This window comes from Marinovum sp. J2-8 (assembly GCF_055808435.1).
The window spans coordinates 38,960-62,492 of the sequence record NZ_JBVVRZ010000009.1 but is presented as its reverse complement, the minus strand read 5'-3'; the positions used below and the strand labels follow the sequence as shown (position 1 = coordinate 62,492).

The following is a 23,533-nucleotide window of genomic DNA, read 5'->3' as shown; positions in this document are numbered from 1 at the left end:
GCCGTGCCCCAAGTGTCACCAATAAGATATTTGGGTTGTTGTGCGGACATTATATGCTCCTGAAAGGTCAAGAAAAGGAAAGAGAAACGGTGCCAAGCGGACCAAAATCCGCCTCAAGCCGGTCGCCGGGATCGGCCCAGACCGGACGGGTAAAGGAGCCCGAAAGCACCATGTGCCCGGCGTCCAGCCCGCCGTCGTAAGTCGCCAACTTGTTGCCCAGCCATGCAACCGCATTGGCCGGGTGATCCATGACACCGGCGGCAATACCGGTTTCTTCGATCTCGCCATTGCGGCGGAACAACGCGCCGGCCCAGCGCCAGTCAATCTCGTCCGGGCGGAACCGTTTGGTTCCCAAAACCAATCCGGCCGCCGCGCCATTGTCGGCAACGGTGTCAAAGATGCGCCGGGGCTCGGTCACCCTCGCGTCAATGATCTCGATCGAGGGCACAACAAATTCGGTCGCCGCCAGCACATCGTCCAACGTCAGACCAGGCCCGCGCAACGGCGATTTCAGGATGAAGGTCAATTCCGGCTCGACCCGGGGCACGCAGAAATCGGAATGCGCCACCGTGGCATCGTCTTCGATCAGCATGCTGGCAAAGACATGGCCATAATCCGGTTCGTCGATTTTCGAAGCCGCGCGCATGGCTTTGGACGTCAGCCCCACTTTGTGGCCGATCAAGCGATCACCTGATTTGGCGCGGTTGGCGGCCACTTCGCGGCTTATGGCATAGGCGTCTTCGATTTCGATTTGGGGATAGGTGGCGGACAGCCGTTCGGCCTGAACCCGGGTTTGTTCGGCCTGAAACAGCGCTTCTGCCGCTTGTGATCTCTGGCTCTGGGATAACATCGGTAATCTCCTCTTTTACCGATATTCTTACCTCAGATGCAAACATAATATCAATAAGAATTTCTCGTAGCCCAAGTTTTGCTTCTGGATAAGGTGCCCACCCGGGCCGATATTCCTGGCGCGCGGCCTTGCTGAATGGGCGCATTCACGGGTGCGCCAGCCATCTGACCAAAACGCCACACTGGCTGGAGTTTCTGTTGATACAGAAGTGACCGAGCTTGGGACTTGGGTTAGGTTTGGGGCATCGTCGGATCAGTAGCGATCAAAGCCCTGATCGCCACGGCGCTTTCACCACAAAATTCCCTGAGAAAGCGCCCCATCTCGGCGGCCACATTTACGTCCGATAACCTTCACCCAAACAGAATCTGATCAGGCAGCCTTTCTGTTCAGCCTGCCATAGAAACTACGCTCCAGATGCAGCTCCCCTACCCCGGCTTTCCTGACAATTCCGCGCAGATATCCGCTTGGCGAGGTCACCTCTCCGGCGTTATGTTTTTCGAAGACCAGCGCAAAGGCGGTTGTGGCCAATTGGGGGCCCAGCTGGTCTTTGGCGAGGTTCCAGACGCGTTCCGAAACCCCGATCATCGGGGCCAATTGGCTTGCAATGCGGTTGTAATCGGTCCAGTCCCGCAGGAACCCGCCGATATTTCGCGCCCAGGATGCAAATTCCGGACAGGCCTGCAAGATCGTTGCCAGATCCAGGGCCTTGGGCGTTTTTTGCGTTTGGCCAAGCGAAACGCATTCTTCACTGACCGCTTGCTTCTCAGGAATTGTATGAACGTCAATCGGGGCGTGATGGATGTTTTCCAAGCGATTACCGATTACTGATTTAGGTTGATTTGTAGTTTGTATGTGGGGGCCGGAAATGGCCCGCTTGGGGGCCATTTCTTGGGGCTTTTTAGACAGTTGTCCCGAAGTTGTCCCGACGGTCCTTTCAGTGTTTTCTTCAGTTTCGATCACGGTTGTCGCGCCAAGATAGGCGGTTTCGACATGCGTCTGTAGATCGGTGAACCGGTGGAGGATCTTTGCCAGGTGGTCCGACGCGATTTTGCGTTTCGGGAGCTGGGCAAGCAGACCCTCAAAAAGCTGGTTCAACTGCGCCCAAGGGCCGCTGAGCGCGCCGGTGACGGCCGTTTCGATCCGCGTACGGATCATGCGGCGTGCAATGGTGATCTGGCGTTTCAACTGCTGGCAAAGCTCACGTTCGGCCCGCAATTCGGCTTGCAACTGCTCGAACTCTTCGACGCGGGCGGACAGGGGCGAGAGGTCGAAACCATAGGCCTCGACAATGATGCCGTCCGCATTCCTGCGCCCCCAGCGTTTGCCATTTGGACTGTCTTTGAAACAGATGACACCGATTTCTGCCAAACGTCGGGCATGACGTTTCAGTGCAGACAAGGAAAACCCGGTCTGTTCCATAAGATAGGCGTTTGACGCCCAGACAATCGGCCGCCGCCCCTCTTCCCAGTCCTGCGTCTGGGTGAAGGCCGCCAGCGTATCCAGCAGCAGCATATCGCCCGGCTTAAGACCGATATACGCCCCAACCCGTTTGACGGCCACAAAGGCCTTTGTTTTGGGTACACCTACCCGTTCACCGGCTTGGGCATGCTGCTCTGCAACCCCAAGACCCGGTGTCGGCTTGCGCCAACCTGTATGTTTCATGCCTGTATCTCACCTCCGGTTATGTGGAGGCAAAAGAAAGCCGTTCGCTCAGAAGCGTTCTTCGTTGACAGTGCATGCTGTGAGACTTATCTTAAAGGCGACCAAACCATTAGATCAGCTCTCAGGCCACACCGCTTGGGGGCTTTTCTTTTGCCTAAATCATTGGCCCGATTGCTCCTCTTTTGTTGCGAGGAAATCGCTGTAAAGCTTGTCCAGCTGCCCAGAGAGAAAATCCCCGAAGGCGGCTAAATCCTGTGCTGTCAGCGAAATATTATATGCTTTTCCCGACCGGCCAACGACGCCCTTGATGCGGCCCTTGCCAGCGGTCCATGTCCGTTTCCTGGGCTGGGCGCGGGCTTTCTTACGTTTGGGCGCCCTGCCCGCCTCGGCCAGTTTGCTGTGCAGAAACTCGAACCGTGCATCGCTGTCGAGGTCTTGAAAGGCCTCGGATGCCAAAGCGCCATCCAGCACGGTTTCATTTGCCGGTTCCGAGGCCAGCTTCTTGAAATCTTCCCAACGGTCGCGGCCAATTTGTTTGGCCGGTCCGATCCGTTCAATCACGTGACGCGGGACATTTTGCGCGACCGACAGCATGCGCGACAAAAGCGTGCCATCAATGGTCAGCGCGGATTGGATCACATCCTTGGCCTGCCCGATGTCCAAAAGGTTCTTGGCGAACAGCGCCTTTTCAATAAACGAAAGATCGGCCCGCGCGGTGTTTTCCTGACCCTGCGCCAGAATATGTGCGACGTCATCCATGGGTTTGACAACGGCACGAACCTTGCGGTCCAGTGCCGCCGCGACCCGAACGCGCCGGTGCCCAAACACGATCATATAGCGACCGTTCGCGGTGGGATGCGGACGCAGCAAAACCGGCGTGTCCTGGCGCCCGGCCGCAATGGTTTCCTTCAGCTCATCAAAGGCGGCATCATCATCGCTGAGGCGGTCCGACACAAAGGAAACGTCGATCAATTGCGGATCGATTTCGACGATGGTTTCCCCTTCGAGCAGACGCTTCGAATTCTCGGCGAGACTGTCGATCGACACCTTCATCGACTTCGATGCGCCCCGCATGGCATAGCCAGAGCGCCCAGCGTCCTTTGGCTGGTCCGACGAACCGGCCATCACATTTTTCAAAAGGTCTTTGCGCGCCATCAAACCGTCTCCTTCTGGGTGATCCTGGCGGTCACGTCACGGGGCAAACAGCGCTCTGCACGGCTGTCAAACCCGGCAATCTGCACGGCTGTCAAAACGGTCCTCATTCCCGCCCCCATGCCTTGTGGATCAGGTCGGCGATCTCGTCGTTGACGTCGTTCAAGGAACCGATTGCCCGGTCATAGGTCGTGCGTACAAATTGCGACCGCTCGACCTCATAAAGGGTCTGCTTGGTAATCCCGGCGTCGGAAATCGCCGTCGATTTCAGAACCGGCGCGGTCAGCATCTGATTTGGAAACATCGCTTGCAGGAAACCGACCATCTGCTTCTGGGGGCCGTCGGTGGGTTCGAACCGGGTGACCAGGTACCGAAACCATTTAAGCCGCATATCGGCCCCGGCGTCGCGTATCGTTTTCATGATGCCGCCAAGCATCAGCAAAAACTTGACTCATCGACATGACGTCCAGCATCTGTGGGTGAACCGTGACAATGACCGAGGACGAGGCGGTCAATGCAGTGAGCGTCAGATAGCCAAGCTGCGGCGGGCAATCGATCACCACCACATCATAACGATCGTCGACCTCTTCGAGCGCGCGGGAAATCCGGGTAAAGAACAACCGCCCTTCGTGGGGATCGGCGCTCGTCAGGGCGACGGGGGTGTCGTATTCATATTCCTGCAATTCCAGACTGGCCGGCACGATGTCGAGATTGGGGAAATTGGTGGGGCGGATGACATCGGCGATGGGTTTGCGGTGTTCGTCATAGCGCAGCGTTTCATAGAGCGACGGCACATTGTCGAGTTCTGGTTGAATGCCGTGCAGCGCGGTCAACGAGGCCTGAGGGTCGAGATCGATTGCCAGAACGCGATGTCCTTTCAGCGCAAGGTGCTGCGCCAAATGGGCGGCGGTTGTGGTTTTCCCCGAGCCGCCCTTGAAGTTCACGACCGACACAACATGCAGCTCTTCGCCTTCGCGCCGGTCGGGCACATAGCGCCGCTTTCCCGGGCGGCCATGTTTGTCCAGATAGGCGCGCAATTCCAGCATCTGTTCGGCGGAATAGCTGCGCCGACCCGATGAAGAGGTTTCCGGTTCGGGCCCCTTACCTTCGAGATGCAGCTTCTTGATCGTCGATTGCGTGACCCCAAGATAATAGGCGACCTCGGCCAGTGAAAACTGGCGTAGACCTTTTTGGGCGTTCGGGGGATATTGTTCCTGCCGCAACATATTGAGTTGATCCGAGATCAGCTCTCCTTGCTGGAGGATGATCTCATCGAAGGAAAGATCCTTCGTGTCGGCCTCAAAAGACCTGTCCTGCATGTGCCGCCCTCTAAATATCGCTTTTTCAGCGAATTCGCTTGTTAAAGTGTTATCTACACGGAAAAATGAGTCTTAACAACGATTATTGCTCTTGCCATTTGCCGACGGCGTTCGCGGGCCAGAGTGGGTGTTGGCGCAATGGATAGCGAAAGATCAAAGCCAATGCGCAAGATCTAGCGCCATTTGCGGTGTCCTGACAATCTGAAAAGGCATCGTTTATTTCAGGATCTCATGTAAGGCATTGAAAACAAGTAGATTTACAGGTTTGCACGGCTGTCAAAGGCGCTGATCGCATCTTGCGGGTTTTATCCTCGCGCGCGCAAATTAGGTGGGGCAGGGGTGTTGCTTGGCCAGTGATAGCAGTCGGGGCTAAACACATACACCCAAGAAAGCGGCGCGTATTGATGGCTTCGATCACGGGCCATGCGGCGCGCCGCGTCCTGCGGATGGATCGGGCCGAGACAAGGCGGGCCTGCCGATTCTCGGGCCGGATCTCGGGCCGGAAATTGCCCATGGGCCAATATTCGACCCTTGCGGCGGTTTTCAAACCGGGACCGCGTTGATAGACCTCCGGCATTCGCCGCGCCGGGACGGTCTGGGCGCAATCGGATGGGGGCAGAATGGACACTCTCTGGGGCGGGCTGACCAAGGCGTTTTGGCTGGTGGTGACACGCGACAGCGACCTGTTGGAAATTGCCCTGCGCTCTTTGCAGGTGACCGGGATCGCGCTGGCCATTGCTTCGGTGATCGCTTTGCCGCTGGCCGCATTTCTGGCGGTGCGCCGCTTTCGTTATCGCCGCACGGTGATTGCGCTGCTCAATGCCTTGATGGGATTGCCGCCGGTGGTGGTCGGGCTGATCGTCTATCTTTTGCTGTCGCGCTCCGGGCCGTTGGGGGTGCTGGGGTTGTTGTTCACGCCGACCGCGATGGTGATTGCTCAGGTCATTATCATTGTGCCGTTGATCGCCTCGATTGCCCATCAATCCATCCGCGACCTTTGGCAGGAATATCATGACTTGCTGATTTCCATGAACGTCACCCAGGGCCAGAAAATCCGCACGCTGTTGTGGGATTGTCGGCGGGCATTGTTGACCGCATCACTGGCCGGATTTGGCCGCGCCATTGGCGAGGTCGGGGCGATCATGATTGTGGGGGGCAATATTGACCATGCAACCCGGGTGCTGACCACGGCGATTGCGCTGGAAACGGGCAAAGGCGACTTTGCCCTGGCGCTGGCGCTGGGCTTTGTGCTGATCGCCTTGGCCATCCTGATCAACCTGGCCATTCATGTCCTTAGCCGCACAGAGCGCGAGGGCCGCTGGTGACCCTTTTCCCCGTCACGCTGACTGCGGCGCGCGCACAGCGCCATGGCAAGACGCTGGTCGGGCCGATTGATCTTGGTCTGGGTGGGGCCGGCGTGACGGCGGTGATCGGGCCCAATGGCGCAGGCAAGACAACGTTCCTGCGGTTGCTGCATGGTACAGAGCGGCTCTGCTCTGGTACGATCCGTTGGCATTGCAGCACCGAAGAGGCCCGCCACCATCAGGCTTTTGTGTTCCAGCATCCGGTGATGTTGCGCCGCACGGTCTTGCAGAACCTTTGCTATCCATTGGCCTTGCGGGGCACCCCCCGACGTGCGGCCGAGGATCAGGCGCGGGATTGGGCGGCGCGTATTGGTCTGGGGGATATGCTGGACCGCCCGGCGCCGATGTTGTCCGGCGGCGAGCGCCAGAAACTGGCGCTGGCGCGGGCGATGATCACCGATCCGGCGCTACTGTTCCTGGACGAGCCCTGCGCCGCGCTGGATGGTCGCGCCACGCGCGAGATCGAAGATATTCTGCACACCGCCAAGGCAAAGGGCATGCGGCTGATCCTTGCCACCCACAATATGGGCCAGGCCCGGCGTCTGGCCGATGATGTGGTGTTTCTGCTGCGGGGCAGGGTGCATGAAACCGGCGCCGCGCAGGGTTTTTTCAACCAACCAGCCACGCCGCAGGCGAAGGCATTTCTAGAAGGGGATATTGTCGAATGAAACGACATTTGGTGTTGGGGTTTGCGTTCACCCTGTTGGGCGGCGGCGCGTTTGCGGCAGAAGACATGAAGATGGCGGTCACAACCTCCTTTCACAACTCCGGGTTGGCAGAGGTTCTGCTGCCAGAGATCAAGGCCGATCTGGATCTGGATGTGCATCTGCTTGTTGTGGGCACCGGACAGGCGATCCGCCTGGGCGAGGCGGGGGATGTTGATGCGATCCTTGTGCATTCCCGTGCCGCAGAAGAGGGTTTTGTCGCCACGGGCTATGGCACCCATCGGCGCGAAATCATGTACAACGATTTCATCTTTGTGGGTCCGGCGGATGATCCGGCGGCCATTGGCACCGCCCTTTCCGCCACCGCGGCCCTACGGCGAATTGCAGAAACCGAGGCGGTTTTTGTGTCACGTGGCGATGACAGCGGCACCCATAAAAAAGAGCAAAGCCTGTGGTCCAATACCGGGCTTGACCCCGAGGAATTTGGCGATTGGTATCGGGCGGTGGGCGCGGGCATGGGGGCTGCGCTGAACACTGCGGTCGGGTTGAATGGATACATTCTGTCGGACCGGGCAAGCTGGCTCAACTTTGGCAACAAGGGCGACATGGCGCTGGCCTATGCCGGCGATCCGGTGCTGTTCAACCAATATGCCTATCTGCCGGTGAACCCGGACCGGCATGCGCATGTCAAACATGACCTGGCTGAACAGCTGGAGCAATGGTTGGTGTCCGACCGGGCAAAGGCGCTGATCGACGGCTATCAGATCAACGGCGAGGCGCTGTTCGTGTTCAACGCCGATGCAGAAGCCGAGGCCGAGGCGGCACCGGCGCAATAGCCCGATCCCGAATGCAAACACCGCCCCGCGCTAGTGCGCGTCACGTGGCATGTCGAACCCCATGGCGGTGGCGAAAAAGGCCTCGATGATCGGGTTTTGGCTGTCCTTCAGGCTGAACACCGTTTCATGGGTGGCGATGCCCTGCATCTCGACGATCGGCAGCCGCGCAACGCCGTCTGTGCGGCTGGTGCTGGCGCGCCACATGAAACCGATGCCAAGGCCGTTCACCACCGCCTCGTACAGGCCATCGCGCGCATCAAGGGTCAGGAACGGCTGAGGGGTCAGCCGCGCCTGGGCAAACATCTTTTCCACCGCACGTTGGGTTGATGACCCGGACGACCGAAAGATCAGCGGCTCTTGCGCCAGGTCGGCGGCGGTGACCATGGATTTCTGCGCCAGGGGATGCGCGGCCGGGGCGATGGCGATCACCTCGGACCGGGTCAGATGTTCGCGGCGAAACCGTGGATCATTCGGCACATCCGGCAGCACCCCGATTTCACATTCATGGGTGCGGACCGCGCGGGCGATTTTTTGATGTGATCCGGTTTCCACGTCCAATGTGACACCGGGATAGGCGCGGTGAAAGGCGGCGATCACCGCCATGCCGGGCATCGCATTGCCAAGCCCGATGGCAATCCGCCCCTCGCGCAGCGACGACCGACTGCGCAACAGCCGCTCTGCCTCGCCCTGGGCCTCGGCGGCGCGTTCCGCCAGATCACAGATTTTCAGGCACAGCGCCGTCGGCAAAAGCTGGCCGGCTTCGCGCAGGAACAGCCGGACCGCAAAATCGGCCTCCAGCGCGCGCACCTGCCCGGACACATTGGGTTGCGTCACCCCCAGGGCACGGGCCGCCGCGGAAAAAGATCCGGTCTCTGCCACCGCACGAATGGCGGCCAATCGGGTCGAGCTCAGGGTCATTTTCACAGATTCCAAAGTCTGACTTTGCTTCTCTCCAAGTCTAGCTTTGCTTTGTAGCAGGAACATTACAAAGCGCCGTCAGATGTCACCGCAAGAAGCGGGGTCGTTGCCCTGCACCCGTCAGGAGACAATGACTTGGACGATGTAACGACGCTTGTTCCATTGACGGAACGCTATCCGGTGCTGGATGCCAATGCGGTGGCGCAGGCGGATCTGGTTCTGTGTGATCTGGATGGCTGCTTGATTTCAGAAGGGCGTCGTTTCGCGGATACCGCGGATTTTGTCGCGGCCTGCGGCGCGCGGCTGTGGATCGTGTCGAATGCATCGGACACCACGGCGGTCGCATTGTCGCAACGGCTGGGCGACATCGGCATAGCGGTGCCGCCTGCGCGCATTCTTTTGGCGGGGGAAACCGCGCTGGATTACCTCGCGCGGGTGGAAGAGATCAAAAGCATTGCGCTGTTTGCCGATAATACATTGATAGATTTGGCAAAATCTCTGGGTATTGACCCGGATGCGCAAGACCCGGATGCGATTTTGTTGTGTCGCCACAGCAGTGTGACGGTCGACACCATGGGGCCGATCCTGGCGCTTGTTGCGCGCGGCGTGCCGCTTTGGGTGGCGAACGAAGATCTGTCCCATCCCGGGCAGGACAATCAGCCAGTGGCCGAAACCGGGGCCCTGCTGGCGGCGCTGCGCGCGATCAAGCCGGATTTGACATGGCGCAGCCTGGGCAAGCCCGATCCGATGATGCTGACCATGGCATTGGCGCGCAGCGGTCTGACCGCCGACGACGCGGTGTTTGTCGGTGACAATGCCCTGACCGATGGCCGCGCCGCCGCGCGGCTTGGGATGAAATTCATTCACATTGAAAGGAGGCCCCGCCGATGATCCCTTATGTGACGCGTATTCTGGTGAAATCCGTGGTGACGCTGTTTGCCATTGCCACGGTGACCTTCATCGCGACCCGGTTGTCGGGCAATCCGATCGACACCTTTCTGGGCGACGGGCTGACCACCGAAGGGCGGGCAGAGCTGATCCGATACTTCCAGCTGGATGGCAGCCTGTGGCAACAATATCTGGCGTTCCTGCGCGGGGCGCTGTCGGGGGAATTCGGTCTCAGCTTTGTGGATCGTCGCCCCGTGACCGAGGTTGTCGGCGACCGGCTTTGGGCATCGGGGCAATTGTTGCTGGCCTCGGTCGGGCTGACGGTGGCGTTGTCGATCCCGCTGGGCATTCTGGCGGCGCTTTATCGCAGAAGCTGGGTCGGATCGGCGGTGATGATGCTGGCCTTTACCGGCTATGCGGTGCCGTCCTTTATCCTGTCGATCGTGATGATCCTGGTATTTTCCTACTGGCTCAACTGGTTGCCGGTGGTGGGCAATGCCACCTTTGCACATTTCATCATGCCGACCATTGCCATGTCGGGGGTGTTGATTGCGGCGCTGACGCGGTTCACCCGCAACGCAATGCTGGATGTGCTGGGCCAGGATTTCATCCGCACCGCCCGTGCCAAGGGCCTGCGCGAGGCGCGTGTCGTGTTGCGCCACGGGCTGGGCAATGCCGGGGTCACGGTGATTTCGGTCATCGGCCTTCAGGTTGCGGGATTGGCCGCTGCGGGCAGCGTCGTGGTCGAAAGCATCTTTTCCTGGCCGGGCATTGGCCAGCTTTTGGTCAATGCCGCGCTGATCCGGGATTACCCGGTGTTGCAATTCGGGGTGATCACCGTGGCCGTCGCGGTCGTGATCATCAATGCCGTCACGGACCTGTCTTATGCGCTGGCAGACCCGCGCATCCGACTTGCCCGCAGCTGAGGAGAGACAAAATGGCCATTCTCGCAGATCCGATGACGCGCCCCCGGCGCAAGACCGGACGCACGGATTTCATCCAGAAAATCGCCATTGGGCTGGCGGTGCTGTTGGTCGCCCTGGCGGTGTTTGCGCCGGTGATCCTGCCCTTTGGTCCGCTGGATCAAAGCCTGCTCAGCCGTCTGCGCCCACCATTGGGGTTTGAGCGCTATCTGTCCGGGCATTTTGCCGGCACGGATGAATTGGGCCGGGATGTTCTGGCGCGGGCCTTGCATGGTTTGCGACTGACGCTGATGCTGGCCTTTGCCGGGGCGCTGATCGGGTTGGTGATCGGCGGCACGCTGGGGTTGATTGCCGGGCTGCGGCGCGGTTGGGTCGAAGATGCGATCATGTCGCTGGTCGATATGCAGATCGCGATCCCCTTTACTCTTGTCGCGCTGTTGATCCTGTCGCTTCTGGGGTCAAGCCTGACGGTGCTGGTCATGGTGCTGGGCATCGCGGGATGGGAACAATATGCCCGGATCGTGCGGGCCGAGGTGCGCCGTCTGTCGGCGTTGCCCTTTATCGAGGCCGCCTGGACCGCCGGGGCAGGGCCGATCTATGCCGCATGGCGTCATGTCCTGCCCAATCTGGTGTCGCCCCTGGTGGTACAGTTCACCCTGGCGCTGTCGAATATCGTGATCCTGGAAAGCACGCTCAGCTTTCTTGGGCTTGGCGTGCAACCGCCGCAACCTTCGCTTGGCTCGATGGTGGGGCTGGGGCGGGATTACATGCCCACCGCGCCGTGGATTGTGCTGACACCTGCGGTGCTGATCGTGGCGCTGACCTTTTCCGTGCAGATCCTGGGCGATTGGCTGCGTGACCGCGCCGATGTCCGCCTGCACGACCGTTAACAACATCAAAGAGCCGCGCCAAAGCGGCCCAATGCTGACCTAGACCAGACGAAACCCAAAACCGGAGAAATCCCATGTACCGTTTGATGCTGACCACTGCCCTTGCTGCTGCACTGCCGCTGGCGGTTGCTGCACAGGAAATCACCGTTGGCGCCGCCAATGTGTCTTCTTACCTTGATCCCGGCCGCGACCATTCCAACGTCGGATCGCAGTTCTATTACAACAGCTTTGACACGCTGATCGACCGCGACCACAGCAAACTGGACCCGGAGTGGGTGCCGGCGCTGGCCACGTCGTGGGAGCTGATTGAACCGACCATCATGGAATTGAAACTGCGTCAGGGCGTGACATTTCACAATGGCGACGCGATGACCGCCGACGATGTGATCTTTTCGCTGAACCGGATGATGCAGGCGACGTTCCCGCCCTATGTCGTGCGGGCCAAGGACCGTCTGGCAAACTTTCCCATGGCGGAAAAAATCGACGAAACCACGATCCGCATCCATGCCAACCGCGAAGAGCCGCTTTGGGAAACGCTGATTTCCTTGCAGCAGGTCATGATCATTCCCGAAGCTTACACCAAGGCGCTGACCGGCGATCCCGAAGTGGCCGAAGACAGCGACTTTGAAGCGTTCGCCCTGGCCCCGGTCGGCACTGGCCCTTACAAGGTTGAAACCTTTCAGCCGGGCGAAAAGCTGGTTTGGGAACGGTTTGACGACTTTTGGGGCGAAACCGCGCCGCTGGAACGGGTGAACGTGGTTCAGATCGCCGAAACCGCCAGCCGCATTACCGCGCTGAAAACCGGCGAAGCGGATATTGTGACCAATATCGCGCCTGACCAATTGTCGCTGATCGACAATGACCCGGCGATGAAAACCGCAGGTTCGGCGACGGCGCTGTTTCATGTGATGATCATGAACCAGAACCACCCCAAACTGGAAGACCCGCGCATCCGTCAGGCGATGAGCCTGGCCATCGACCGCGACGCGCTGAACGAAGCTTTGTGGCTGGGCAAGGCGGTTGTGCCATCGACCCACACCATGGCGGAAATGGGTGCGTTGCATCAGCCGGATCTGGTGACTTTTGAATATGATCCCGAACGGGCCAAGACATTGCTGGCCGAAGCCGGGTATGACGGGTTCGAAATTCAGTTCGACACCGCGCCGACCTATTACACCAACGGTTTGTTGGCGGCACAGGCGATCATGGAAATGTGGGCCAATGTCGGCATCAAGGGCAAGGTCAACGTACAGGACCAGTGGTCCGGCAATGATCCCGAGATGATGGCGCGCAACTGGTCCAACCCGATGTATTTCGCGGACCCCTTTGGATCGTTTGGCGTGATGTGGGCCCCGGATGGGCCATCGCAAAGCGAAGGCCGGTTCAACACCGATGCGGAATATGCCGAAATGTGGGATCGGTTCCGCTATTCCACCGACGTCGAAATCCGCAAGGCCGCTTATGTCGAGCTGATGGACCGGGTCAAAGCCGATCCTGCGGTTCTGCCGCTCTATCGTCCCTTTGAAAGCTGGGGCATGAAAAATTCCATCAACTGGGCGCCGATGCCGGGTCACATCCCCTATGTGCTCGACTTCCGCGCGGGCAGCATCACGCTGGTCGGCAGCTAAGCTGCGTCACCCCAAAAGGGTCGGGCGTTCGCGCCCGGCCTGTCCCCATCCCCAGGAGCCAAATCCATGACCCGGATCGCCATTGTCACCGATATTCACCACGGCACGCCGTCCCACACCAAACGCGGCGATACCGCGATTGAACTGCTGACCCAGTTCTGTGACTGGGCCAATGCCGAAACGCCGGATCTTGTGCTGGATCTCGGGGATCGCATTTCCGATATCGACACCGAAACCGATTTGCGGCTTGAACGCGAGGTCGCCGAAGTTTTCAAACGGCTGACCATGCCGGTGCATCACATCTGCGGCAATCATGACCGCGACCACCTGAGCGTGGCGGACAACGAAGACATTCTTGGGGTCGCGCTTGGCAATCAGGTGGTGGACCTTGGCGATTGGCAGCTGGCGCTGTGGCGCGCGGATGCCAGGATTCATCGCGCCCAGGCCCCCGTCGGCTTTGAGCTGCCAGAAGCGGATTTGCTGTGGCTGTCGCATATGGTGCAACGCGCCGACAAACCCACGCTGGTCGCCAGCCATGTGCCGGTGTCCGGTCACAGCCAGATCGGCAATTATTACTTTCAACGCAATGCCAGCGTGTCGACCTATCCCCAGGCCGAGCGGGTGCGCGATGTTCTGGGGCAGGCGCGGGTGCCACTGGCCTGTATTGCGGGCCATGTGCATTGGAACACCCTGACCACCGTCAATGGTATTCCGCATCTGACCCAGCAAAGCCTGACCGAAAGCTTCACCACCGGTGGCGAACCGGCGCGGGCCTGGGGTATGTTGGAGCTGGGCGATACCCTGCATTGGCAGGTGTTTGGCGATGATCCGTTCGAGGCCCGGGTCACACCGGCGCGCCAACGCTGGACCACGCCGCTGGCGCCCTTTGTCACCCGGCTTGCGGCGGAATGATGATGACGCCCCTCAATCCCCCTGTGTTATCGGTCCGCGATCTGCGGGTCGGTTTCGGTGAGACCGAGGCGGTGCATGGTCTGTCCTTTGACATTCACCGTGGTGAAACCCTGGCGCTGGTCGGGGAAAGCGGGTCGGGCAAAAGCGTCACGGCATTGTCGATCCTGCGCCTGATCGAACGCGAAGGCGGGCAGATCACCGGCGGCTCCATTCGGTTGGGCGACACCACGCCAGAAGAGATCACCACATTGCCCCCGGCGGCGCTGCGGGCCCTGCGCGGTGACCGGATCGCGATGGTGTTTCAGGAACCGATGACCTCGCTCAATCCGGTGATGACCATTGGCGCGCAACTTGCCGAGGCATTGCGCCTGCATCGGGGATTGCGCGGCGGTGCGGCGCGGGATGCGGCGCGTGCCGCATTGGAACGGGTCAAACTGCCCGATCCCGAAAAGCGATTGGATCAATATCCGCATGAGCTTTCTGGGGGCCAGCGCCAGCGGGTGATGATCGCCATGGCGCTGAGCTGTGAGCCGGAGGTGTTGATTGCGGATGAACCGACAACCGCGCTCGACGTCACCACCCAGGCCGAAATCCTGCGGCTGATTGCATCCTTGCAGGCCGATATGGGCATGGCGGTGCTGTTTATCACCCATGATCTGGGAATTGTCGCCGAAATCGCCGATCGGGTGGTGGTGATGAAGGATGGTGTAAAGGTCGAAGAAGGCCATACCGCCGATCTCTTTGCCCACCCCCGCGCGCCCTATACCCGGCAATTGCTGGCGGCGTCGCCGCGGCTGGGGGAAGGATCGCCAACCCCGTTGGATGGGGCAAAACCGGTGTTGCAGGTCACAAACCTGACCACGCGCTATGGCGGCGGCATGTTTTCGCGGGCCGGGTCCGTGGCGGCTGTGCGGGACGTGACCGTCACGCTGGGGCAGGGGGAAACATTGGGCCTGGTGGGGGAATCCGGGTGCGGAAAATCCTCGCTCGCGCGGTCAATCATGCGGCTGGTCGAACCGTCGGCCGGTGAAATTGCCCTGCTGGGCACTCGCATCGACGGCCTGTCCCGCGCGGCGCTCAAGACGCATCGCGCCCATATCCAGATGGTGTTTCAAGACCCCTATGCCTCGCTCAACCCGCGCATGTCGATTTGTGACGCGGTGACCGAACCGGCGTATCTGCGCGGGATGGTCGCGGGCAAGGCGCGGCGCGATCTGGCGGTTGATCTGTTGGAGCGTGTGGCGCTGCCTGCGGATGCGGTTGACCGCTATCCGCATCAGTTTTCCGGCGGCCAACGCCAGCGGATCTGCATTGCCCGCGCGCTTTCGGTGCGGCCCCGGATCATTGTCGCGGACGAGGCCGTGTCGGCGCTGGATGTGTCAAACGCCCGGCGGGTGACCGATTTGCTGGCGGATATTCAACAACGTGACGGGGTGTCGATGCTGTTCATCAGCCATGACATTGCGGTGGTCGAACGGGTCAGCCACAGGATTGCGGTGATGTTGAAAGGCGAGATCGTCGAAACCGGGCCAACGCAACAAATCCTGACCGCGCCACAACATCCCTATACCCAGCGGCTTTTGTCGGCGGTGCCACGGTTGGAGCACCAGCGCGCCGCGCAACGGCGGGCAGACATGTCCACAGAGGCAAACACCTTGGAAACAGCTTAGGGCGGAACAGGGGGCGAACCGCGGCACGGTGCACTTGCATACTAGTCACAACTTTTCCAAGGTGCTAAGTACGTGGCAAATTGGTAAGGAAGGCAAGCGATGAAACAGACGTGGCGGTGGTTCGGTCCCAAGGATCTGGTGTCGGTGGATGACATGCTTCAGGCCGGGGTGCAGGGGGTTGTGTCCGCGCTGCATCAGGTGCCGACCGGCACCGTCTGGACCCCCAAGGATATTGCCCAACGCCAGCAAGAGATTGCCACCATGTCGTCCGGTGCGCCCTCGGGTCTGGCCTGGGACGTGGTGGAAAGCCTGCCGGTGTCGGAAGACATCAAAAAGCAAAAAGGCAACTGGCGCGACCATATTGCCAATTACCACACCAGCCTGGAAAACCTCGCCTCTGCCGGGATCGAGGTCGTGTGCTACAATTTCATGCCGGTGCTGGATTGGACGCGCACGGATCTGGCCTATGCTTTGCCAAACGGGGCGACCTGCATGCGGTTTGACCTGGTGGATTTTGCGGCGTTTGATCTGTTCATTCTGGAACGGCCGGCGGCGCAGGACGATTACACCGAAGCACAGCGCGCGGCGGCCTCGGCCCGGTTTGCTGCATTGGATGATGCCGCCAAGGCGGCACTGGCGAAAAACGTGGTGTTCGGACTGCCCGGCGCGGCCGAGAATTTCACGCTGGACGATGTGCGCGCCCATCTGGCGGAATATGACGCCGTCAGCGAAGACCAGCTGCGCCAGAATTTGATAGATTTCCTGAGCGAAGTGGTGCCCACCGCCGAACGTCTGGGGGTGCGGCTGTGCTGCCATCCGGATGATCCGCCGGTGCCGCTGCTGGGCCTGCCACGGGTCATGTCCACCGAGGCGCAGTATACGTCGGTGATGGCGGCGGTCGACAGCCCGGCCAATGGCGTCACGCTGTGTTCCGGGTCGCTGGGCGCACGGCCCGACAATGATCTGCCGGGCATGATGAAACGGTTGGGTGACAAGGTGCATTTCCTGCATCTGCGCAATGTCAAACGGCAAAGCGACGACATCTTTGGCTCGTTCTACGAAGCGGAGCATCTGGGCGGTGACACCGATATGGTGGCGCTTGTCGCGGCGGTTCTGGATGAAGAAGCCCGGCGGCGTGCGGCGGGGCGTGCGGATTGGTCAATCCCGTTCCGGCCGGATCACGGCCAGGACATTGTCGACGATCTGGGGCGGCGCGCCCAGCCGGGGTATCCGCTGGTCGGGCGGCTCAAGGGACTGGCGGAACTGCGTGGCGTGATTGCCGGGTTGTCGCATCGCGCGGCCTGAAGCAAAGCGGCCTGAGCGAAAGTTTTCCGGCGGGGCCTGAACCCCGCCGGAAAACGCATAATGTGGCGCCGGGTTATTTGCCCCAGCGCAGGGCAATCAGGTCCAGATCGCGCGCCAAGGACAGCAAACGGTCCTTCGTGCGTTCGGTCATCGGGCGCAGCGGGTGGCGCACATGGTCGCTGGAAATCACCCCGCCGGCCATGAACACGGTTTTACAGGCCCGCAGGCCACATTGCCGGTTCTCGTGGTTGATCAGCGGCAGACATTTTGTCCATTGCGCCAGTGCCGCGTCATGATCCCCCGCCAGATAGCTGGTGACAATCGGGCGGATCTGTTCGCATTGCAGCCCGGAGGTCATCGTCGCGGTGGCCCCGGCATCCAGATCGGCCAGCAGCGTCACCGCCTCTTCGCCGTCCCATGGCCCCAGAATATGCTCGCCACCGGCCTCGATCAGCGCGGCCAGCTTGTCGGCGGCAAACGGGCATTCGATCTTGAAATAGCTGACGTTTTCCAATTCCCGCGCCATACGCGCCAAAAGCGGCACCGGCAGGGTCACGCCCGACAATGGCGCATCCTGTACCATGATCGGGATCGAAATCGCGTCGCTGACAGCGCGGAAATGTTCAACGATACCTTCGTCATCGGCACGCAGACCGGTGCCGTGATAGGGGGGCATCATCATCACCATGGCCGCGCCCATGGCATCGGCGGCTTTGGCCCGTTCGACCGCAATGCCGGTGGAAAAATGGCTGGTGGTGACGATGACGGGCACCCGCCCGGCCACATGTTCCAGACTGACCTGCATCAGCTGGGCACGTTCGTCGTCGGACAGCACGAATTGCTCTGAATAATTGGCAAGGATACAAATCGCATCTACGCCCTGATCAATCAGGCAATCGCACACCCGGCGCATGCCGTCGTAATCGACCGTGCCATCGGCCAGAAACGGGGTGGGGGCGACGGGCAAAATCCCGGTCAAAGGTTGGGTCATTGGTGGGTCTCCTGATATTCGGGTCTTACCATTCAAATGGCGCGACATTGGCCCGGCGGCCAAGGGTAAAGGCATCTGCGACATGGCGCATCGGGGAGAGGTCTGTGTCGCTCTCTCCGGCGGCGAGCAGATCGGCAAAGCGCACGTAAAGCGACGGGTATTCGCCGATAAGTGCTTTCCCGGCCTCCTGTGCGGCGCCGTCCATTGACAGGGTTGCGCCGCCTTCGGACAGGGTGGCCTTGCCGGTGGTGGTTTCGATATGAATATCCCAGCACGGCGGGCCGGGATGCAGCCAGTCAAAGGTGCCGGTGACCTGTGCCCCGCCCGGATCATGAAACGTCAGATCAGCGGCCACTGGCGTATCGCGGTTTTCGGGGAAATGCAGGTCGGCCTTGGACAGGAAAATGCCGCGCGGCATGATTTCGGTCAGCACCGACAGCGCGTTGATGCCGGGATCAAAGACACCCAGACCGCCGGCTTGCCAGATCCAGTCCTGACCGGGGTGCCAATGGCGCACATCTTCTTTCCATTGAATATCGACGCGGGTGATGACCTTGTCCGCCAACCAGCTACGGGTCGCAGCCACCGACGGCGCGTGACGCGAATGCCAGGTGGTAAAGAGGGTCAGCCCCTTTGCCGCCGCAAGGTCGATCAGATCATGCACCTCGCTCAGGGTTGCGCCGGGGGGTTTTTCCATCATGACATGGCGGCCGGCCTCAAGCGCGAGACGGGCATCGTCGTACCGGGCCTGCGGCGGCGTGCACAGCGACACACAGGTGACATCGTCATGCGCCGCCAGCAGGCTCTGAAGATTGCCATAGGCCGCCACGCCACCAACCTGGGCATTGCGGCTGGCGGTGGCGATCAGATCGAAATCGCTATTGGCGGCAATCGCCGGAAGATGTTGGTCACGGGCGATCTTGCCGACGCCTACGATTGCAATTTTATGGGTCATCAATGTGAATCCTTTGGTACGGCATTGCCGCGGTTGCCGACAAGAAAGTCGAAATCCGCGCCGGTATCGGCGCCCTGAACATGGTCGTGGAACATGCGTTCATAGCCGTTGACCGGCACGTTGTCGGGCGCGGTCCAATCGGCCAGACGGCGCGCCAATTCTTCGTCGGAGATTTCCAGATGCAGACGGCGGTTGGCGACATCCAGTTCGATCATGTCGCCATCGCGCACCACCGCCAACGGGCCACCGCGCGCGGCCTCGGGTGCGGTATGCAGCACCACGGTGCCATAGGCGGTGCCGGACATGCGCGCGTCGGAAATGCGCACCATATCGGTGATGCCCTTTTTCAGCACCTTGGGCGGCAGGCCCATATTGCCGACCTCGGCCATGCCGGGATAGCCGCGCGGGCCACAGTTTTTCAGCACCATCACACAGGTTTCGTCGATGTCGAGCGCGTCATCGTTGATCTTGGCCTTGTAGTCGTCGATGTCCTCGAACACCACGGCGCGACCGCGATGCGCCATCAAATGCGGGCTGGCGGCCGAAGGTTTGAGCACCGCGCCATCGGGCGCAAGATTGCCGCGCAGAACAGCAATGCCGCCCTGTTGGGTCAGCGCCTTTTCCGCAGGCAGGATCACGTCCTCGTTCCAGTTCCGGGCATCCTTGACCTCGTCCCAGACCGCGCCGCCGGACACGGTCAGCGCATCCTTGTGCAACATCCCGGCCTCGGCCAGTCGGCGCATGACCACGGGCAAGCCGCCGGCGTAGAAAAATTCCTCCATCAGGTATTTGCCCGAGGGCATCAGATTGACGATGGTCGGCACGTCGCGGCCCAGCCGGTCCCAATCGTCCAGCGTCAGGTCAATGCCGACGCGCCCAGCCATGGCCATTAGGTGAATGACCGCATTGGTCGACCCACCAATCGCGCCATTGACCCGGATCGCGTTTTCGAACGCGGCGCGGGTCATCACATCCGAAGGCTTCAGATCATCCTTGACCATCTGCACGATGCGCCGTCCGGTCAGCTGCGCCATCACCCGACGGCGGGCATCGACACCGGGGATCGCGGCATTGCCGGACAGCGCCATGCCAAGCGCCTCGGCCATGCTGGCCATGGTGCTGGCGGTGCCCATGGTGTTGCAGGTGCCAGAGGACCGGCTCATCGCCTGTTCGGCCTCAAGGAAATCTTCTTGTGACATCTTGCCGGCCTTGATGTCCTCGGACATCTGCCAAAGCGCGGTGCCGCTGCCGACACGTTCGCCGCGGAACCAGCCGTTCAGCATCGGCCCGCCGGTGACGACGATGGACGGCAGATCGGTCGAAGCCGCCCCCATGATCAGGCTTGGCGTGGTCTTGTCACAGCCGACCAGCAGGACCGCGCCGTCAATCGGCTGGGCGCGCATGACCTCTTCGACCGCGAGGGCGGCAAGGTTGCGATACATCATCGCCGTCGGACGGAATGTGTTTTCGGATGCGCTGAACACCGGCACCTCAAGCGGGAAACCCCCGGCCTCCCAGACGCGGCCTTCACCTTTTCTGCCAGATCGCGCAGATGCCCGTTACAGGGCGTCAGATCCGACCAGGTGTTGAGAATGCCAATCACCGGGCGGCCATCAAACAGATCGTCGGGATAGCCCTGATTTTTCAGCCAGCCCCGGTGATAGATATTGTCGCGGCTGGTGCCGCCATACCATTCCTGCGAGCGTAGTTTTCGGGGCCAATTGGCGGGGGTAAAGGTCATATCTTCCTCTTTCGGGCGCGGGGGCCGGACCGGGATGCGCCCAGAGAGCACAGCCCAAGGCGGGCGGGGAGGGTGCGCCTCGACGGCGCACCGCTGCCTTTAGCCTTGTTTTTGTTTGTTGTAGACATCGAAGATCACGGCAGCGAGCAGCACGAGGCCCTTGATCACCTGTTGATAATCAATGCCAATGCCCATGATCGACATGCCGTTGTTCATCACGCCCATGATAAAGGCACCGACAACCGCGCCGACAATCTTGCCCACGCCGCCGGACATCGACGCGCCGCCGATAAACACCGCCGCGATCACGTCCAGCTCGACCGCGAAACCGGCCTTGGGCGTTGCGGTGTTCAGCCGCGCAGCAAAGATCAGACCCGCCAGCGCCGCCAGCAACCCCATATTGACGAAGGTCAGGAACGTCAGCCGTTCGGTGGGGATGCCCGAAAGTTTCGCGGCCTTTTCATTGCCGCCAAGCGCATAGATCCGGCGGCCAATTGTCGTCTGTTCGGTCAGAAAGGCATAGATGATTGTCAGAATGCCCATGGTGATCAGCACGTTTGGCAGTCCGCGAAAGGTCGACAATTTGTAGATCACGAACAAAAGCGCGCCGGCCACAATCACATTGCGGGCAATAAAGAACGCTGTCGGTTCGTCTTCGATCCCATAGGCCTTGTTGCGGGCGCGTTTGCGCAGACCCATCCAGACGCTGGCGCCGGCGGCAATGATCCCGACGGCAAGGGCCGTGGCATTGGGCCGCCCGACGCCAAAGACATCAGGGACAAACCCCGTCGACAGAAGCTGAAAGGTTTTCGGAAAGGGACCAACCGACTGGCCCTCAAGCAGCCAAAGCGACAGCCCGCGAAACACCAACATGCCCGCCAAGGTCACGATAAAGCTGGGGATTTTCCAATAGGCAACCCAATACCCCTGGGCCGCACCGATCAGGATGCCAACCACCAGACAGGCAAGAATGGTCAGGCCGACCGGCACCTCCCAGTTGACGATCATCACCGCCGCAAGCGCGCCGATAAATCCCATGACAGAGCCGACCGAGAGGTCGATATTGCCCCCCACAATGACCACCAACATGCCAAGCGCCATGATGATGATATAGCTGTTTTGCAGAAACAGATTGGTGATGTTCACCGGCTTCAAAAGCGTGCCGTTGGTCACGATCTGAAAAAACACCATGATCGCAATCAGCGCGAACAAAAGCCCATATTCGCGCAGGTGTCCGGCGAGATAGCCGGCAATCCCGTTTTCGGGTTTTGCGGCCTGGTCCTGAGGGGCGGAATTGGTCATTTCACGGACCTCCTATTCGGTTACGATCAGCGACATGATGCGCTCTTGGCTGGCGTCTTCGGCGGAAAGCTCGCCGACGAAACCGCCTTGGTTCATGACATAGACACGATCGCACATGCCCAAGAGTTCCGGCATTTCAGAGCTGATCATCAGCACGCCTTTGCCAGCGGCAGAAAGATCGTTGATGATGCCGTAGATTTCGAATTTCGCGCCCACGTCGATGCCGCGGGTTGGCTCATCCAGGATCAGCACCTCTGGCCCGGTGAACAGCCATTTCGACAGCACAACCTTCTGCTGATTGCCGCCAGAAAGGTTCATTACCTTCTGGAACACGCTGGGCGTGCGGATGCGCATTGCGCCGCGATATTGTTCGGCGACCTTGGTTTCCTCGGCTTCGTTGATGACGCCCGATTTCGCCACATCTGGCAGATTGGCCAGGGTGATGTTGCGTTGAATGCTGTCCTCGAGGATCAGGCCAAGTTCCTTGCGGTCTTCGGTGACATAGGCCAGCCCGTTGCGGATCGCGGTGGCGACGGTGGATGTGTCGATGTCCTTGCCGCGCAGCTTGACGCTGCCGGTGATGTTGCGGCCATAGCTGCGGCCAAACAGGCTCATCGCCAGTTCGGTGCGCCCGGCCCCCATCAGCCCGGCAATGCCGACAACCTCGCCGGCGCGGACATGGAAATTGATGTCGCGGATCACCTGACGGGTGGCATGTTCGGGGTGCCAGACGTTCCAGTTCTGCACTTCCAAAAGCTTGTCCCCGGCGCGGCGTTCCCGTTCGGGATAGCGCGCCGACATATCGCGACCAACCATGTCATGCACGATGCGGTCTTCGGTGATCGGTTCCTTTTTCGCGTCCAGCGTCGACACGGTTGCGCCATCGCGGATCACGGTGATGGTATCGGCAATGCGGCGCACTTCGTTCAGTTTGTGGCTGATGACAATCGAGGTCACGCCCTGTTCCTTGAGCTCCAGCAGCAAATCCAGCAACGCCTGACTGTCGGATTCCGACAGGGCGGCGGTGGGTTCGTCAAGGATCAACAGGCGCACATCCTTGGACAGCGCTTTGGCAATCTCGACCAGCTGTTGTTTGCCAACCCCCAGACTGTCGACCATGGCAGAGGGTTGTTCGGCCAGCCCGACCTTTTTCAACAGCGCCTCGGTCTTTCGGAATGTTTCCGGCCAGTTGATGATCCCGCCCTTGGCGTTTTCATTGCCGACAAACAGGTTTTCGGCAATCGACAGCAGCGGCACCAGCGCCAGTTCCTGGTGAATGATGATGATGCCCAGCTTTTCGCTGTCAGAGATCCCGCCAAATCCGGCGATCTGGCCATCGTAATGGATTTCGCCGTCATAGCTGCCCTGCGGGTAAACCCCGGACAACACTTTCATCAACGTGGATTTCCCGGCTCCGTTTTCGCCGACAAGTGCATGAATTTCGCCTTGCGCGACCTTCAGATTCACATTGTCCAGCGCCTTGACCCCCGGAAAGGTCTTGGTGATGTTGCGCATTTCCAGCAGCGTCTGCACGAGCGGCCCCCTCCCAAGGTTTGGTGGCG

General features: G+C 60.4%; 19 protein-coding genes and 2 pseudogenes. 11 read left to right on the top strand and 10 right to left on the bottom strand.

Annotation, left to right across the window (positions count from 1 at the left end; genetic code table 11):
- Positions 1–67: 67 nt before the first annotated feature.
- The 4 genes and pseudogenes from AC0L4F_RS20315 to repA all read right to left on the bottom strand — a co-directional run bounded on the left by AC0L4F_RS20315 (position 68) and on the right by repA (position 4,983).
- The gene (locus AC0L4F_RS20315) at positions 68–850 is read right to left on the bottom strand and encodes a 2-keto-4-pentenoate hydratase (RefSeq protein ID WP_244691199.1); all 783 of its coding nucleotides are present in this window, start codon (positions 848–850) and stop codon (positions 68–70) included.
- Positions 851–1,219: 369 nt separating this feature from the next.
- Positions 1,220–2,512 (bottom strand): plasmid replication protein RepC, encoded by a 1,293-nt coding sequence (repC, locus tag AC0L4F_RS20310; protein WP_244691198.1) that lies wholly within the window; start codon positions 2,510–2,512, stop codon positions 1,220–1,222.
- A 159-nt stretch (positions 2,513–2,671) separates the two neighbouring features.
- Positions 2,672–3,667: a plasmid partitioning protein RepB gene (repB, locus tag AC0L4F_RS20305; RefSeq protein ID WP_244691197.1), complete on the bottom strand. Its 996-nt coding sequence runs from the start codon at positions 3,665–3,667 to the stop codon at positions 2,672–2,674.
- A gap of 103 nt (positions 3,668–3,770) precedes the next feature.
- Positions 3,771–4,983, bottom strand: a pseudogene (repA, locus tag AC0L4F_RS20300) (plasmid partitioning protein RepA).
- 404 nt (positions 4,984–5,387) lie between these two features.
- Here repA and AC0L4F_RS20295 point away from each other — a divergent pair.
- From AC0L4F_RS20295 to AC0L4F_RS20280, 4 genes are read left to right on the top strand one after another with little or no spacing between them, the layout of a single operon-like run.
- Positions 5,388–5,546 carry a hypothetical protein gene (locus AC0L4F_RS20295; RefSeq protein WP_244691196.1) on the top strand — a complete coding sequence of 53 codons (159 nt, stop codon included), beginning with the start codon at positions 5,388–5,390 and terminating at the stop codon, positions 5,544–5,546.
- A gap of 57 nt (positions 5,547–5,603) precedes the next feature.
- Positions 5,604–6,308, top strand: a complete 705-nt coding sequence (locus AC0L4F_RS20290; protein ID WP_244691195.1) for an ABC transporter permease — start codon at positions 5,604–5,606, stop codon at positions 6,306–6,308.
- Entirely contained in the window at positions 6,302–7,015 is a 714-nt protein-coding gene (locus AC0L4F_RS20285; RefSeq protein WP_244691261.1) for an ATP-binding cassette domain-containing protein, read from the top strand. Before AC0L4F_RS20290 ends, AC0L4F_RS20285 begins: the two co-directional genes overlap by 7 nt.
- A complete protein-coding gene (locus tag AC0L4F_RS20280; RefSeq protein ID WP_244691194.1) occupies positions 7,012–7,848 on the top strand; it encodes an ABC transporter substrate-binding protein in 837 nt (278 codons plus the stop codon). Before AC0L4F_RS20285 ends, AC0L4F_RS20280 begins: the two co-directional genes overlap by 4 nt.
- 30 nt (positions 7,849–7,878) lie before the next feature.
- On the opposite strand, the gene AC0L4F_RS20275 is transcribed toward AC0L4F_RS20280, so the two are convergent.
- The gene (locus tag AC0L4F_RS20275) at positions 7,879–8,766 is read right to left on the bottom strand and encodes a LysR family transcriptional regulator (RefSeq protein WP_244691193.1); all 888 of its coding nucleotides are present in this window, start codon (positions 8,764–8,766) and stop codon (positions 7,879–7,881) included.
- Positions 8,767–8,901: 135 nt separating this feature from the next.
- Between AC0L4F_RS20275 and AC0L4F_RS20270 the strand changes: the two genes are divergently transcribed.
- From AC0L4F_RS20270 to uxuA, 7 genes are all read left to right on the top strand, one after another.
- On the top strand, positions 8,902–9,657 hold the full coding sequence (locus AC0L4F_RS20270; RefSeq protein WP_244691192.1) for an HAD hydrolase-like protein: 756 nt from the start codon (positions 8,902–8,904) through the stop codon (positions 9,655–9,657).
- A complete protein-coding gene (locus tag AC0L4F_RS20265) occupies positions 9,654–10,580 on the top strand; it encodes an ABC transporter permease (RefSeq protein WP_244691191.1) in 927 nt (308 codons plus the stop codon). Before AC0L4F_RS20270 ends, AC0L4F_RS20265 begins: the two co-directional genes overlap by 4 nt.
- A gap of 11 nt (positions 10,581–10,591) precedes the next feature.
- Positions 10,592–11,467, top strand: coding sequence for an ABC transporter permease (locus AC0L4F_RS20260; RefSeq protein WP_244691190.1), 876 nt, complete (start codon positions 10,592–10,594; stop codon positions 11,465–11,467).
- A 74-nt stretch (positions 11,468–11,541) separates the two neighbouring features.
- Positions 11,542–13,095: an ABC transporter substrate-binding protein gene (locus AC0L4F_RS20255; protein ID WP_244691189.1), complete on the top strand. Its 1,554-nt coding sequence runs from the start codon at positions 11,542–11,544 to the stop codon at positions 13,093–13,095.
- A gap of 66 nt (positions 13,096–13,161) precedes the next feature.
- Positions 13,162–14,007, top strand: a complete 846-nt coding sequence (locus AC0L4F_RS20250) for a metallophosphoesterase family protein (protein ID WP_244691188.1) — start codon at positions 13,162–13,164, stop codon at positions 14,005–14,007.
- Between the two features lie 2 nt (positions 14,008–14,009).
- Positions 14,010–15,677 carry an ABC transporter ATP-binding protein gene (locus AC0L4F_RS20245; protein WP_244691187.1) on the top strand — a complete coding sequence of 556 codons (1,668 nt, stop codon included), beginning with the start codon at positions 14,010–14,012 and terminating at the stop codon, positions 15,675–15,677.
- 99 nt (positions 15,678–15,776) lie between these two features.
- Entirely contained in the window at positions 15,777–16,982 is a 1,206-nt protein-coding gene (gene uxuA / locus AC0L4F_RS20240; RefSeq protein ID WP_244691186.1) for a mannonate dehydratase, read from the top strand.
- Between the two features lie 73 nt (positions 16,983–17,055).
- Here the strand turns inward: uxuA and AC0L4F_RS20235 are convergent, their stop codons facing one another.
- The 5 genes and pseudogenes from AC0L4F_RS20235 to mmsA form a co-directional block, all read right to left on the bottom strand.
- Complete coding sequence (locus AC0L4F_RS20235; RefSeq protein ID WP_244691185.1) at positions 17,056–17,973, bottom strand: dihydrodipicolinate synthase family protein; 918 nt, start codon at positions 17,971–17,973, stop codon at positions 17,056–17,058.
- Positions 17,974–17,998: 25 nt separating this feature from the next.
- Entirely contained in the window at positions 17,999–18,928 is a 930-nt protein-coding gene (locus AC0L4F_RS20230; RefSeq protein ID WP_280520703.1) for a Gfo/Idh/MocA family protein, read from the bottom strand.
- A pseudogene (araD, locus tag AC0L4F_RS20225) lies at positions 18,928–20,669 on the bottom strand (L-arabinonate dehydratase). Before araD ends, AC0L4F_RS20230 begins: the two are co-directional and overlap by 1 nt.
- 99 nt (positions 20,670–20,768) lie before the next feature.
- Positions 20,769–21,971, bottom strand: coding sequence for a multiple monosaccharide ABC transporter permease (mmsB, locus tag AC0L4F_RS20220; RefSeq protein ID WP_244691183.1), 1,203 nt, complete (start codon positions 21,969–21,971; stop codon positions 20,769–20,771).
- A gap of 12 nt (positions 21,972–21,983) precedes the next feature.
- Positions 21,984–23,504, bottom strand: coding sequence for a multiple monosaccharide ABC transporter ATP-binding protein (gene mmsA, locus AC0L4F_RS20215; RefSeq protein WP_348524139.1), 1,521 nt, complete (start codon positions 23,502–23,504; stop codon positions 21,984–21,986).
- Positions 23,505–23,533: the final 29 nt, after the last annotated feature.